The organism is Wujia chipingensis, from assembly GCF_014337155.1.
GTDB classification, from domain to species: domain Bacteria; phylum Bacillota; class Clostridia; order Lachnospirales; family Lachnospiraceae; genus Coprococcus_C; species Coprococcus_C hominis.
The window spans coordinates 2,203,626-2,216,587 of record NZ_CP060632.1 but is presented as its reverse complement, the minus strand read 5'-3'; the positions used below and the strand labels follow the sequence as shown (position 1 = coordinate 2,216,587).

Here is a 12,962-nt window from a genome sequence, read left to right as displayed (position 1 = left end):
AGGAGGAAAAACAATGATTGAAATACACGAAGCGAAAGAGGCAGATGCAGCCGGGTTGCTTGCCATCTATGCACCATATGTGGAACATACTGCAATCACATTTGAATATGAAGTACCGACGCTGGAGGAATTTACCGATCGGATCCGGCAGACGAAAACAAAGTATCCATATCTTGTTGCCAAGCAGGATGGAAAGGTGCTTGGGTATGCGTATGCCGGACAGTTTCATGCTAGAGAAGCGTATGCGTGGGCAGTTGAGACGTCCATCTATGTAGATGAAAGCTACAAGCATACGGGAATCGGTGGGAAGTTGCATGCGGCACTGGAAAAAGCGTTGAAAGAACAGGGATTTTTGAATATGAACGCCTGTATCGCCTATGCGCCGAAGGAGGACGAATACCTGACGAACAATAGCGTGGAATTCCATGCGCATCTTGGCTATCGCATGGTCGGACAGTTCTATCAGTGCGGGTATAAGTTTGGACGCTGGTATGATATGGTCTGGATGGAGAAGCTGATCGGAGAGCATGGAGCGAATCCGAAAAGACCATTTTAATAAAATGTGAATTGACATAGCCGTACGGCTTATATTATACTAACAACAGTAAAATTAAGTCGAACGGCTTATTTTTATAAAAGAATTTTAAAATTATGCCGTACGGCAAAGAGGAATGATAAATATGAAGATAAGAAGTGTAGAAGAATTAGGCGAAGCGATTCGTACGCGAAGAAAAGAACTGCATTATACACAGGCGTTTCTTGCAGAATTTACGGGGTTCAGTGTCAGCTTTATTTCAGATGTTGAACGTGGGAAAGCGACGGCGGAGATAGGAAAGACATTACAGCTTCTGATGATATTGGGATTGGATCTGTCGGTGGAAAGGAGAGCATGAGTTGCGGAAATTAGAGGTATACATAGAAGAAGATGGGGATTTTGTGCTGGCTGGACAGATACAGGGTGAAACTTGGGAAGATGCAAGATTTATATATGAGAAGTCTTATCTGGAAAATCAAAGTCATCAACCGGTTTCAATTAGTTTGCCCTTTCAGGAAGATGCTTTTTCGCCCTTTGAGACACGATGCTATTTTGAAGGGTTACTGCCAGAAGGATATACGAGAAGGTGTGTGGCAGGATGGATGCATGTTGCAGAGGAAGATTATTTGTCTGTGCTTGCGGGACTTGGAAATGAGTGTCTGGGTGCTGTTCGGATTTGTGAGCCGGGTGCAGGTGGATGTAGTCCGTCGTATAAAAAAATATCAAGGGAAGAATTGCTGGAATTTGCCAAAGAAGGGGCTTCAAAATCAGCCCAGTTTCTGGCAAAGGCACATTTATCATTGACTGGTGCGTCCGGAAAAACAGGTTTATATTATGATAATAAAGATGGATGGTATATGCCGTTTGGGACGGCACCAAGTACACATATTGTAAAGCAAAGCCATGTACGGCTGAGTGGAATCGTTGCAAATGAACAACTATGTCTGCGTACAGCAAAGATATTGGGAATAGATGTACCGGAAAGTTTCATTATATCAGTTGGAACAGGAGAGCATATATTGTTTGCGACAAAACGTTTTGACCGGCTGATGCAGGAAGATAGCCGGGTGATAGATGGTAAAAAAGTTCCGTTCCGGTTGCAACAGGAAGATTTTGCACAGGCACTCGGTGTTCCGGCTTCTCAGAAATATGAGAAGATAGGGGACTCGTATTTAAAGCGTGTGTTTACATTATTAAGGCAGTATTCAGACAATCCGGTGGAAGATCAATTGAAATTATGGGATATATGTATCTTTAATTATTTAATCGGGAACACGGACAATCATATTAAGAATATTGGATTACTGTATGGTAAGGATCGAAGGACAATCCGGCTTGCTCCGGCATATGACATTGTCTCAACGATGATTTACGAAGAGAGTACAGAACAAATGGCAATGGCAATTGATGGAGAACTGGATATTCGCAAGATTACAAAAGAATCATTTCGCGCAGAGGCAAGGCATATTGGACTCGGAGAGAGAATCGCAATGCGGAGGTTTGAACAAATGCAGAACTCTTTTGAACGTGCACTTGCACAGGCGAAGGAAGAAATACAGGATGCGGGATATCCGGGCGTTGAGGAAATCTATGAGAAGATTTTGAGGAAAAACCAACCAAATCACCACTTAAATCGTCAATAAGATGAAGGGCTATACAAAACTTATAGGCGAGAAAGGAAACATACATATGGAAAATATTCCGGATCAGGAAGAAGTCGAATATCCAATCAAAGAAGATCTCTGGAACACGGAGAGCAATATTGTACGCTACACAGTGAAAAATAATCTACATAAGCAGATTTTTTATGAGTTCCGTTTCTTAAGCGCAAATGGAGAATGGATGGATGATGACCGGGAGACGGAGACGACATGGTATCTGGATGCTGACGATGAAATGACGATATGCATGAACAATCCCGATCGCCTTATTGGGAGCACGGGAAGCTATGGGGAATATATCAACGATAATGTGTATGGCGTCTCCCATAATAATTTAATAAAAGAGATTTTAGATCCAACCATGAAGCAGTACGACGCGCAGATTGTGATGAGAGATATAAATGATTAGAAAGGCGGTTCCAGCAACGCCTGACGGTAAGAAAAATTGCGTATTATTTCAATTCAAAAGTCTATTAAAGAACAAAAAAATGAGTTTAATACAATGCCAAGATGAAATGCATCAACTTAACCTTGAATTTGTTTGACATACATTTGATGATTATGGTAAAGTTTACCATAAGAAACTAGAGTTTGTTGTATGCGGGAGAGGTACAATCTATGGAGAAACGAATTCGGGCGTTAAAAGCGATTATATTAGTGGTTGTGATGATTGTAGAATTGTTTGGCGTGGATGCCGTGCGTGTAGTTGCAGAAACAATTAATGTTACGGGGGATACGACGATTTCAACGGAAGACAATCGTGACTATGCTGTGACTGATTGCACGCTGACTGTTTCATCTACCGGAAATATCACCGGAACGGTGTATGGATCTGGTGGAAAAATTGTCAACCAGGGATCCATCAGTAAAATTGAAAGAAACATAGAAGTTGATAATCAGGCGGGAGCCAGCATTCAGGATCTTCAAAGTTCAGTCGGCATTACGAATGCCGGACATATTACATCCGCGACATATAGTTCGACATACACTTTGACAAATAGTGGAACAATAGATACCCTGAATGTTCAAAATCCTGGATATTCTGGCAGCACTGCGACAGTCAACATGAATGCAGGAACGATTTCTTCTTTGAATGTAACAAATTATTCGGGGATGAATCCGGTCATTAACTATGCAGGAGGAACGATTACATCCCTGATTGCCGAAGGAACGAATGGTGCAGATCTTGTCGTATCCGGAAGCCATGAGATAAGTCAGCTAAAGGGCACCGTAAATGTATCGGGCAGCGGTATGCTTACGGTATCAGGGGCATTACAGCTGGAAAAAGGCTATACAGGAGAAAAACTGGGGGTTACAAAGGATACAGCTTTAACTGTAAAGGATGGTTATACTGTACAGGTAAATTATAAGGATCATGTGTACAGTATTTCGTCTGCAACAGAACAGAAAATAAACGGGAATATACATGCGATATTCCGTAGAAATGCATTTATAGAAAGCGCCGGCCCATGCAGGCTGCCGGCATCTCCGTTTACCCGTGTGGAGGCGGATGATAAAGCCTGTGCAAAGATATTTCTGTTCAGAGCAATCGATGTAATGCTCCATTTGGCAATCCAGGAAGCCAGATAGCCGATGCCCCAGCAGACAGAACGCGACAGAATGATTTTAAAACCGGTTTTTGCATCGCATAACCGGTTATTTTTCTGCATCAGGACAAGTAACAATGCAAGCGGAAAAAGGAGTGTAATTGTCTCGGTTGACAAGAAATCAAAATATGCGGTGATATTCCCGACAAGCAGGAAGAACAGCCCGGATACCTCCTGTTTCTTTTGGTAAGAGAATATCGTAAGGATGCTTGCAATAAACATGATCAGAAAGCACCAGATGTATTCGAGACTCATAGGTATAAACCAGAACGATACCGACAAAAGCGCAACGGACATAGCCAGGGCACAGAATATGTGTCCGGATTTCGTCAGCTGCGTAAATAAAACAACAAATAGTATTGCCAGTGTAATGGCAAAAAAGATATAGATCTGCCGGATGTTTAATATCGTTAGCAATGGACGTATGAAAATAGTTGAACCATGCCAATACCGGAAATAATCGTAGGTAGGTGTTACGTTGGAGGTTACTGCTGTATAGAGATTCTCATTTTCATTATGCGTTTCTGTATAATAATAAGAAGCGGTAAGCGGCGAGGTAACCGGATGAGCCGAATCAAAGTGATATAGGATATTCAGAAGGATCGCATCCGCATAGTGGTCGATGTTAGAGGCAGGATCCTGTTTTACTACACGGTAAAAGACCGGCTTTTCCAGTAGATATTCCGCCGACTCCTGCGTGTGCTTCCGGATGGCAGAACGCGGAATCAGGGAAACAGCGGAAAGTAAAAAAACTTCCAGAAACGTGAGAACAAGAAAAGAAACGATTCCGATGAGAATCGTTTGGCTTCGTTTCCTGTTTGAATTCAAACTGCTGTTTTGCTTGAAAGAATGTTTCATATCGCCTCTCCGTGAACTTTGATCAGTATGTGTCAAACGGTTGTGATAGGTGCCGGTTAACGGTTGGGAAGATGTGTGGCAGGAAGCGCCTTGTTCAGGTCATCCACCGGCGTCAGAAGACAGGCACAAAACCCTTCGAGTGGCTGAAAACAGCGCACAAAAATCTCTTTGTTTATTTCCGGGCTATAATCGCGGATGTAACGGCTGCTGCCATTGACTGCGACATCGGTATATGCAACCAGCCATTTTTTGTCAGCATTTGGAAATACTGAGAAGAAAGAATGATTCATCATTTCTTCGATAGTTTTTCCTTCGATAACTGCCATCTCGTTGTTACAATAACGGAATACAAAATCAATCCCATGCCCGTCATTGTTAAATATAAGTTCAATAACACAGAAGGCAATCGGCATATTGTCCAGAATCGAAAAACGGTTTCGGATATCGACCACTGTCTCGATGCTGTCCGCAATGCTTTGGTGTAAGGTCGCATTCAGTTTTTTGTGGGCAGCGGCCGTGCGTTTCCTTCCCTGAAATTCGGCACCATCGAGCATATGATAGATGCCATCCGCAATATAATTAATCTGATTTTTGGCAACGACAATCCCTTTGTTTACACAGATAAAATCATGCAGTTCCAATGATTCAAAAAAGTCTTTGATTGTTATATAAGTAAGGAATGTCTGATTATCCATCGTGTGAATACACGTTTTACCATCAACACGTGTCAGATATTTGATATCTTCAATCTGAATATGGTTTTTCTTGAAATATTTTAATATTTTGCTGTCCATTGCAAAACTCCTCAAATTACTTTAATATCTATGATGTGAGTTTAGCAAAGAAAAATGTAGAAGTCAACGAAAGACCCATAAAACGATGGATTTCAAGAAATTTTGAAAAAACCCAACCGAAGGTGCGCATATAACGTCTATATAATATAATAAGGAAGAAAGGAATAAACATATGGAACAAATTCAGAAATTGATAACCCGTGTTATAAACGGAGACACGCAGGCGTTTGAGGAGATTTATCAGGCAACATACCGGCAGGTGTATTATACGGCGTTCAGCTTTTTGAAGAACGAACAAAATACGCTGGATGTGATGCAGGATACATACATCACGGCACTCACGCATCTGCAACAGCTTGAAAACCCGGAGCGGATTGTGGCATGGTTAAACCAGATTGCCGTGAACAAATGCAAGGATTTTCTGATGAAGAAGATCCCGGAGCCGATAGAAGAAAACAGCATCGATACAGAATTGCTGGAGGAAAATGACAATTTCCTGCCGGAAAGCTATGTGCTGAATGCCGAAAAACGAAAGATCATTTTGACGATTATGCAGGAAGAACTGTCAGCAGTGCAGTACCAGACGATTATTTTATATTATTTTGACGGGATGAGCGTACCGGAGATTGCAGCATGCATGGAATGCCCGGAGGGGACAGTCAAATACCGGCTGTCAACTGCGCGGGGGAAAATCCGGAACGGTGTGCAGGATTATGAGGATACAAGCGGAATCAAGCTGTATTCCTCCGGCAGTGTTGCACTGCTTACTGCGATTTTTATAGCAGAGTCACAATCTTTGAATATTCCGAATGTAATAAGCAATATTTTTGCGGGAGCAGCGGGTATTGCCGGAACTGCAGCAGGAGTGGCAGGAACCGTAGCGGCGTCCGGTTCAGGAATGGCGGGTGCAGCCGGTTCTGCAGCTGCATCAAGTGTAAGCATGGCAGCCACGAAGGCAGCGGGTGTAGCAGGAAAAGCAGGAATAAAAGGCCTCTTTCAGACGTTAAAGGCAAAGGTGATTGCAGGTGTGACAGCGGCTGCACTTGTTGCCGGAGGTGTGACAGCCGGTATCCTTACACACAACAAAAAACCGGATACAGGCAACCATTACCGTCCGGTAGAGATAACCGTCTGCGATGATGAGTATATAACATTGACAATCAAACGTGTATATGAACAGGGCTATGTTCCAAGCGAGGAAGAAATGCCGATGTATCAGTTGGATCCGGAAGCATGGACGGGGGAAGACTGTCTCATTTATTATACGGTGACAAATAAGACGGATAAACTGGTTTATTATGACCTGCAAATCCGGAGTGTAAACGATGAATGTATGGATTATGACTGGGAAGCAACAAACTGGTGGTACTTAGATCCGGGACGGGAAAATATGGAAATCTGTGCAAATAACTGCAATGGAATCATGCCATACAAGGCAGGCAGAGATCCGATGACCCGGGCAAAAATCGAGCTCGCGGTCTATACAGAAGGAGAACTGGCAGAGCCGATCCTGCAGGATCATAGCGTGCAGGAGATTGATTTTACAGAGGATAAAGAGACGCAGGCGAAGGCTTATACACGGACACCGGCGGAAACGGATCAGGTACTTGTTGACAACGACGAATTGCGTATTACTTATATAGGAGCCGAAGTGCATAATGCACCGGAGAGAAGCTCATTTAATGCTTATCCAATCTTTTATGTGGAAAATAAGACTGATCATGATCTGCTTGTGACAATGAATGGGACATATGCACATTATACAGGACAATTTGCTTTGTTTGCGGGATGCAGCGGCTATATGACAAGAACGAATATAAATGATTGGGATATATCGGATTCGGATGATACAGGAGCGGAGTATCAGGAATTTGCGCAAATGTATCAGGACAAGGCATCATTTGATGTAACGTTTGAAGTATATGATTATACGGCAAGTGGCATTGATTATATTGCTGGTGATATGTATTCTGCAAAGACAGGGCATACAGCTAATCTGCAGGATGCCTTGGCAGCTTCAAAAAAAGAATATCCGGCGAGCTTTGTGCTTGTGGATTATTCAACGCAGCAATAAAGCTCCCGGAATAATGAAATAGGTGTAAAATGTCAATATGATGATTTAAAATTGAGACGATAAAACAAAATAAAACATTTTTTGAAGATTAAAGACAAAAATGAGAAAAATATGGACAAAAATCAAAAATAAGTGAACAGAAGAGTCAGCAGGAGAAAAAAACAGAAGGAAAATAAAAGAGAAGATGTAGAATTATCTCTTGCTATATTGTTGAAAAGTGTATAAAATACAAAATATCAAAATACTAAACCAAAAAGGATATATGGAAGATTATGAAGAAAGTTGTAAAATTCGGTGGTAGTTCATTGGCAAGTGCGGAACAGTTCAAGAAGGTTGGGGCGATCATTTCAGCTGATGAGAGTCGCGTCTATGTTGTTCCATCTGCACCGGGGAAGAGATTTCCGGAAGATACGAAGGTAACAGATATGCTTCTCCATGTGTATGAGACAGCAAAAGCAGGGGAAGATATTACGGAAGAGATGAAGGCAATCAAGGCAAGATATGATGAGATTATCACAGGGCTTGCGCTGAAAGATTTCTCGCTGGATAAGGATTTTGAAGAGATCACAAAGAAGCTGGTCGAGAATCCACAGGTTGATTATGCAGCGTCCAGAGGAGAATTTTTGAATGGTAAGATTATGGCTGCATATCTTGGTGTTGAATTTATTGATGCCGCAGAGGTGATTTTCTTCAATGCAGAAGGAAATCTCAACAGCTATAAGACAGAGAAGGTTCTTAGTGAGAGACTGTCGAAGGCACCACGTGCAGTTGTTCCCGGATTTTACGGACTTGGCAAAGATGGGAATGTCAAGACATTTTCCCGTGGCGGTTCGGATGTGACAGGATCTATCGTTGCACAGGCAAGTCAGGCAGATGTGTACGAGAACTGGACAGATGTGTCCGGTTTCCTTGTAGCAGACCCACGTATCGTTCCGAATCCAAAGCCGATTAAATATATTACTTACAGAGAGCTTCGTGAGCTTTCTTATATGGGAGCATCGGTTCTGCACGAAGATGCGATTTTCCCTGTCCGTAACTGTGGTATACCGATCAATATCCGGAATACAAATGTACCGGAAGATCCGGGTACATGGATTGTTGAGAGCACATGCCAGAAGCAGGATTATGTTGTGACAGGTATCGCAGGTAAGAAGGATTTCTGTACGATATTTATCTCCAAGGCAATGATGAATTCCGAGATAGGCTTTGGAAGAAAAGTACTTCAGGCTTTTGAAGAAAATGAGATTTCGTTTGAGCATATGCCATCCGGTATCGATACTATGACGATTGTTGTTCATGAGGATGAATTCATGCACAAGGAGCAGCGGGTGGTATCTGCAATCCATCGTCTGGCAAAGCCGGATTCAGTTGAGATTGAGTCAGGACTTGCGCTGATTGCAGTCGTTGGACGTGGTATGAAGTCCGCAAGTGGTACTGCTGGTAAGTTATTCAGTGCACTTGCAAAGGATGGAATCAATATCAAGATGATCGATCAGGGTTCTTCTGAGCTGAATATTATTATCGGTGTCAGAAACAAAGACTTTGAGCCGGCAATCAGGGCAATTTATGATACATTTATTGTAGATAAAAAGAAGAACTAATTCTATAAATGCAATTCATTGGGCCGGTAGGCGGATGATATTGGTTATAAGTCGGGCAGGAGGTATTCTGCCCGATTTTTTCATGGTTTTCTGTCAGGAGACAGCGCCGGATTATGTAAACAGAGGGACATCCAGATATAGACGGTTCTTTTTATTTATGGTACAGTTTATACAGCATATAAATCGGGAGACAAAAGATATGACAGAGCTACAGCGAAGATTGTTTGAATTGCAGGATAAAAAGTATCAGGCGTTCCACTCAAAATTGATACCGAATATTGAACCGGCACATGTGATCGGAATCCGGACACCGGTGTTGCGGAACTTTGCGAAGGCGTTTGCGAAAGAGGATGGTGCGGAAGCATTTTTGCAGGAGCTGCCACATACCTACTATGAAGAAAATAATCTGCACATGATGCTGATCGGTGGCATCAGGGACTATGCGCAGTGTTTATATGAGGTAAAGCGCATGCTGCCATACGTTGACAACTGGGCGACATGTGATTTTCCGGTTCCGAAATGTTTTGCGAAACATAAGGAGGAACTGCTTCCGGAGATCCACACATTTCTTGCATCCGGGGAGACTTACACGATCCGCTATGGCATAGGACTTTTGATGCGGTTATACTTAGATGAGGATTTTAAGCCAGAATATCCGGTGATGGTTGCGTCGGTCACATCGGAGGAATATTATGTGAATATGATGATCGCGTGGTATTTTGCAACCGCACTTGCCAAGCAGTGGGAGATGTGTATCCCATATATCGAAGAGCGGAGATTATCACCGTGGGTGCACAGAAAGACGATTCAGAAGGCGGTGGAGAGCTACCGGATTACGGATGAGCAAAAGGTGTACTTGAAGACATTCCGGTAAGCGTGTACTATAATAAAAAGTATGGAGGCAGGGAAGATGCAGACAAGAGAAGAAGTCTTAGCGTTTGCGCTGTCCTTTCCGGACACATATCAGGACGCCCCGTTTCATGATGATAACTGGCAGTTGGTACGTGTGAAGGGCAGCAGGAAAGCGTTTATATGGACATATGAACGGAATGGATATATGAATCTGAATGTTAAGGTAGACCCGGAGTGGCGTGATTACTGGCGGGATGCCTTCGAGTCGGTTCTACCGGGGTGGCATCAGAACCGGGAGCATTGGAACACGATTATCTTAGATGGAAGTGTCCCGGACGATGCAGTGCGGGAAATGATTGCAGAGAGTTACCGGCTTGTTACCGATAGCCCGTCGAAGCGGATCTATGAGGCAGTGAAGAAGATTCCGCGTGGAAAGGTAGCAACATACGGACAGGTCGCAGAGCTTGCCGGGGATAAGAAGATGGCGCGTGCAGTCGGAAATGCACTGCACAGGAATCCGGATCCGGAGCATATCCCATGTTATCGCGTGGTAAATGCGAAGGGCGAGCTTGCCGGAGTGTTCGCGTTTGGCGGTGCGAATGTACAGGAGCAACTGCTTGCGGCAGATGGAATTATGGTCGTGGACGGACGCGTGGATCTTGAAACGTATGGAATGAAACTACCGGAGAATTAAAGAATGAAGAATAGGGGGTTGAGGGGGCAATACCAGGAAAGGAGTGGAACAGTTTGAAGAATAAGATAAAGAAGATAGCAGTGGCGCTGTTGGCATTTACCGTCGGGTGCGTAAGTCTGACCGGCTGTAATGTGCGGCAGGATACGATCCGGTTCGGTGCGGCAGGCGTTGGTGGCGGATATTATGCGTTTGCGACGGCATATACACAGCTTGCAAATGCAGAGGATGCGAAAATGAAATTCAATATAAAATCAACGGCCGGTTCGATGGCGAACCTGCGGCTGCTGTCCGAGGGATATGTAGACGTGGCAATTGCGCAGGCCGATCTTGCCACAGCCGCGTATTATGGAACGGATGAAAAAGGGGAATCCTATCAGGGATACCGCGTACTGGCAGGCCTTTATACCGAGGCGTGCCAGATTGTTGTACGCAAGGATTCCGGAATCAAAAGCTTAGATGATCTGCAGGGAAAGACGGTAAGTATCGGTGAAGCAGAGTCCGGAACTGAGCGGAACGCATTGCAGATTTTACAGGTGAGTGGACTTGCTTCTCCGATTACAGAGACGGTCAACCTGACGTATATTGAGGCAGCAGAGAAGCTCAAAAGCGGCGAGATTGACGCGATGTTTTATACAGGCGGTGTGCAGACCAATGTGATTGCGGAGCTTGCAGATAGCTGTGAAATTGCGCTTATTCCGGTCGATGCGAAGACCGTGGATAAGCTGAAGCTTGCATATTCATCGTATGAAACGTGTGAGATTCCGGCGAACACTTACAATGGACAGACAGAGCAGGTGGCAACGGTCGGTGTCAAGGCGCTGTTGCTTGCGAGTGAGAAGATGTCTGATGAGACAGCCGAAAAACTTACAAGGCAGCTTTTTGCACATGCAACAGAGATTGAGTATGCAACTTCGTTAAAGGAAATCGCGGATGTAAATGCGGCTGTGGATGGTGTGCAGATTCCGTTCCATCCGGGGGCAAAAGCATATTATGCATCACAGGGCATCACGGTGGATGCAAAAGAAAATTAACAGATAGGAGAACCATTTTACATGGAAATACAAATTGATATGTATCAGACATTGGCACTTTCGGTCGTGGTGCTGATGCTTGGACAATTCTTGAAACAGAAAATAAATTTCCTGGAAAAGTTCTGTATCCCATCTCCGGTGGTCGGTGGTTTGATTTTTTCGGTACTGACTTGTGTTTTATATAGCACAGGGGTGGTGGAATTTACATTTGATGATACGCTTCGGGAAGTCTGTATGGTATTCTTCTTTACGTCGGTGGGATTCCAGGCGAATCTGAAGGTGCTAAAGAGTGGAGGAAAGGCACTTGCAATCTTCCTTGGATTAGTCATTGCCCTGATTTTCATGCAGAATTTACTGGCAGTCGGCGTGTCACATCTGATTGGGCTTGACTCGCTGGTCGGGCTTTGTACTGGATCTATTCCCATGGTTGGTGGACATGGAACAGCAGGCGCATTCGGTCCGGTGCTTGAGGATTTTAATGTACAGGGTGCAACGACAATCTGTACGGCAGCGGCAACCTTCGGTCTGGTGGCGGGAAGCCTGATCGGTGGACCGATCGGTAAACGTCTGATTGAGAAGAAGCATTTGCTTGATACAATCGTGACAGAGGATGACAGCCTGTTGATTGAGGAAGAAAAGAAGCATGAGAGACATTCGAATATGTATGCAGCAGCTGTGTTTCAGCTGATTCTGGCAGTCGGACTTGGTACGATTATTTCTGAGCTTCTGACGAAGACGGGACTTACATTTCCTATCTATATCGGAGCCATGATCGTCGCGGCGATTGTTCGAAATGTCGGCGAGTATTCCGGAAAATTTGACATCTATATGGGTGAGATCAATAATCTGGGTGGTATTTGTTTGTCGCTTTTCCTTGGAATTGCGATGATCACATTGAAGCTGTGGCAGCTTGCGGAGCTTGCATTACCGCTTATGATCTTGCTTGGCGCTCAGCTTCTGCTTATATTCTTGTACACATATTTTGTAGTATTTCGTGTGATGGGAAAGGATTACGACGCGGCAGTGCTTGCGGCGGGAACATGCGGATTCGGTATGGGTGCGACACCGAATGCAATGGCGAACATGCAGGTACTTTGTGACCGCTATGCACCATCGGTCAAAGCGTATCTGCTTGTACCGTTGATCGGAAGTTTGTTTGCGGACTTCATTAACAGTCTGGTGATTACGTTGTTCATCAATATTATATAGTGCAGTGAGACGAATATTTGGAAGAAAGCCTTATCTTGAAATGGAG

12 protein-coding genes are annotated in these 12,962 nt (G+C 44.0%); 11 read left to right on the top strand and 1 reads right to left on the bottom strand.

Annotation, left to right across the window (positions count from 1 at the left end; translation table 11 throughout):
- Window positions 1-13 precede the first annotated feature (13 nt).
- From H9Q76_RS10355 to H9Q76_RS10335, 5 genes are all read left to right on the top strand, one after another.
- Window positions 14-556: a GNAT family N-acetyltransferase gene (locus H9Q76_RS10355; protein WP_118671374.1), complete on the top strand. Its 543-nt coding sequence runs from the start codon at window positions 14-16 to the stop codon at window positions 554-556.
- 124 nt (window positions 557-680) lie between these two features.
- On the top strand, window positions 681-893 hold the full coding sequence (locus tag H9Q76_RS10350) for a helix-turn-helix domain-containing protein (protein ID WP_021986435.1): 213 nt from the start codon (window positions 681-683) through the stop codon (window positions 891-893).
- Between the two features lies 1 nt (window position 894).
- Window positions 895-2,178 (top strand): type II toxin-antitoxin system HipA family toxin, encoded by a 1,284-nt coding sequence (locus tag H9Q76_RS10345; RefSeq protein WP_021986434.1) that lies wholly within the window; start codon window positions 895-897, stop codon window positions 2,176-2,178.
- A gap of 46 nt (window positions 2,179-2,224) precedes the next feature.
- Entirely contained in the window at window positions 2,225-2,605 is a 381-nt protein-coding gene (locus H9Q76_RS10340; protein ID WP_249321061.1) for a hypothetical protein, read from the top strand.
- A gap of 209 nt (window positions 2,606-2,814) precedes the next feature.
- On the top strand, window positions 2,815-3,786 hold the full coding sequence (locus tag H9Q76_RS10335) for a hypothetical protein (RefSeq protein ID WP_118374103.1): 972 nt from the start codon (window positions 2,815-2,817) through the stop codon (window positions 3,784-3,786).
- Between the two features lie 931 nt (window positions 3,787-4,717).
- Here the strand turns inward: H9Q76_RS10335 and H9Q76_RS10330 are convergent.
- The gene (locus H9Q76_RS10330) at window positions 4,718-5,455 is read right to left on the bottom strand and encodes a LytTR family transcriptional regulator DNA-binding domain-containing protein (protein ID WP_118734414.1); all 738 of its coding nucleotides are present in this window, start codon (window positions 5,453-5,455) and stop codon (window positions 4,718-4,720) included.
- A gap of 172 nt (window positions 5,456-5,627) precedes the next feature.
- Between H9Q76_RS10330 and H9Q76_RS13800 the strand changes: the two genes are divergently transcribed.
- The 6 genes from H9Q76_RS13800 (at window position 5,628) to gltS (ending at window position 12,916) form a co-directional block, all read left to right on the top strand.
- On the top strand, window positions 5,628-7,529 hold the full coding sequence (locus H9Q76_RS13800) for an RNA polymerase sigma factor (protein WP_283243523.1): 1,902 nt from the start codon (window positions 5,628-5,630) through the stop codon (window positions 7,527-7,529).
- A gap of 272 nt (window positions 7,530-7,801) precedes the next feature.
- The gene (locus tag H9Q76_RS10315) at window positions 7,802-9,130 is read left to right on the top strand and encodes an aspartate kinase (protein WP_021986418.1); all 1,329 of its coding nucleotides are present in this window, start codon (window positions 7,802-7,804) and stop codon (window positions 9,128-9,130) included.
- A gap of 199 nt (window positions 9,131-9,329) precedes the next feature.
- A complete protein-coding gene (locus H9Q76_RS10310; protein ID WP_118374107.1) occupies window positions 9,330-10,004 on the top strand; it encodes a DNA alkylation repair protein in 675 nt (224 codons plus the stop codon).
- A gap of 36 nt (window positions 10,005-10,040) precedes the next feature.
- Window positions 10,041-10,676, top strand: coding sequence for a methylated-DNA--[protein]-cysteine S-methyltransferase (locus tag H9Q76_RS10305; RefSeq protein WP_249321060.1), 636 nt, complete (start codon window positions 10,041-10,043; stop codon window positions 10,674-10,676).
- A 53-nt stretch (window positions 10,677-10,729) separates the two neighbouring features.
- Complete coding sequence (locus H9Q76_RS10300) at window positions 10,730-11,707, top strand: TAXI family TRAP transporter solute-binding subunit (RefSeq protein ID WP_118374109.1); 978 nt, start codon at window positions 10,730-10,732, stop codon at window positions 11,705-11,707.
- 21 nt (window positions 11,708-11,728) lie between these two features.
- The gene (gene gltS / locus H9Q76_RS10295) at window positions 11,729-12,916 is read left to right on the top strand and encodes a sodium/glutamate symporter (RefSeq protein WP_118374110.1); all 1,188 of its coding nucleotides are present in this window, start codon (window positions 11,729-11,731) and stop codon (window positions 12,914-12,916) included.
- The last annotated feature ends 46 nt before the right edge of the window (window positions 12,917-12,962 follow it).

What these genes read in the sequence shown, in the direction of transcription:
- H9Q76_RS10310 (WP_118374107.1), top strand. Translation starts at nt 9,330, where the DNA reads ATGACAGAGCTACAGCGAAGATTGTTTGAATTGCAGGATAAAAAGTAT.
- H9Q76_RS10340 (WP_249321061.1), top strand. Translation starts at nt 2,225, where the DNA reads ATGGAAAATATTCCGGATCAGGAAGAAGTCGAATATCCAATCAAAGAA.
- H9Q76_RS10305 (WP_249321060.1), top strand. Translation starts at nt 10,041, where the DNA reads ATGCAGACAAGAGAAGAAGTCTTAGCGTTTGCGCTGTCCTTTCCGGAC.
- H9Q76_RS10335 (WP_118374103.1), top strand. Translation starts at nt 2,815, where the DNA reads ATGGAGAAACGAATTCGGGCGTTAAAAGCGATTATATTAGTGGTTGTG.
- H9Q76_RS10355 (WP_118671374.1), top strand. Translation starts at nt 14, where the DNA reads ATGATTGAAATACACGAAGCGAAAGAGGCAGATGCAGCCGGGTTGCTT.
- H9Q76_RS13800 (WP_283243523.1), top strand. Translation starts at nt 5,628, where the DNA reads ATGGAACAAATTCAGAAATTGATAACCCGTGTTATAAACGGAGACACG.
- H9Q76_RS10315 (WP_021986418.1), top strand. Translation starts at nt 7,802, where the DNA reads ATGAAGAAAGTTGTAAAATTCGGTGGTAGTTCATTGGCAAGTGCGGAA.
- gltS (WP_118374110.1), top strand. Translation starts at nt 11,729, where the DNA reads ATGGAAATACAAATTGATATGTATCAGACATTGGCACTTTCGGTCGTG.
- H9Q76_RS10330 (WP_118734414.1), bottom strand. Translation starts at nt 5,455, where the DNA reads ATGGACAGCAAAATATTAAAATATTTCAAGAAAAACCATATTCAGATT.
- H9Q76_RS10350 (WP_021986435.1), top strand. Translation starts at nt 681, where the DNA reads ATGAAGATAAGAAGTGTAGAAGAATTAGGCGAAGCGATTCGTACGCGA.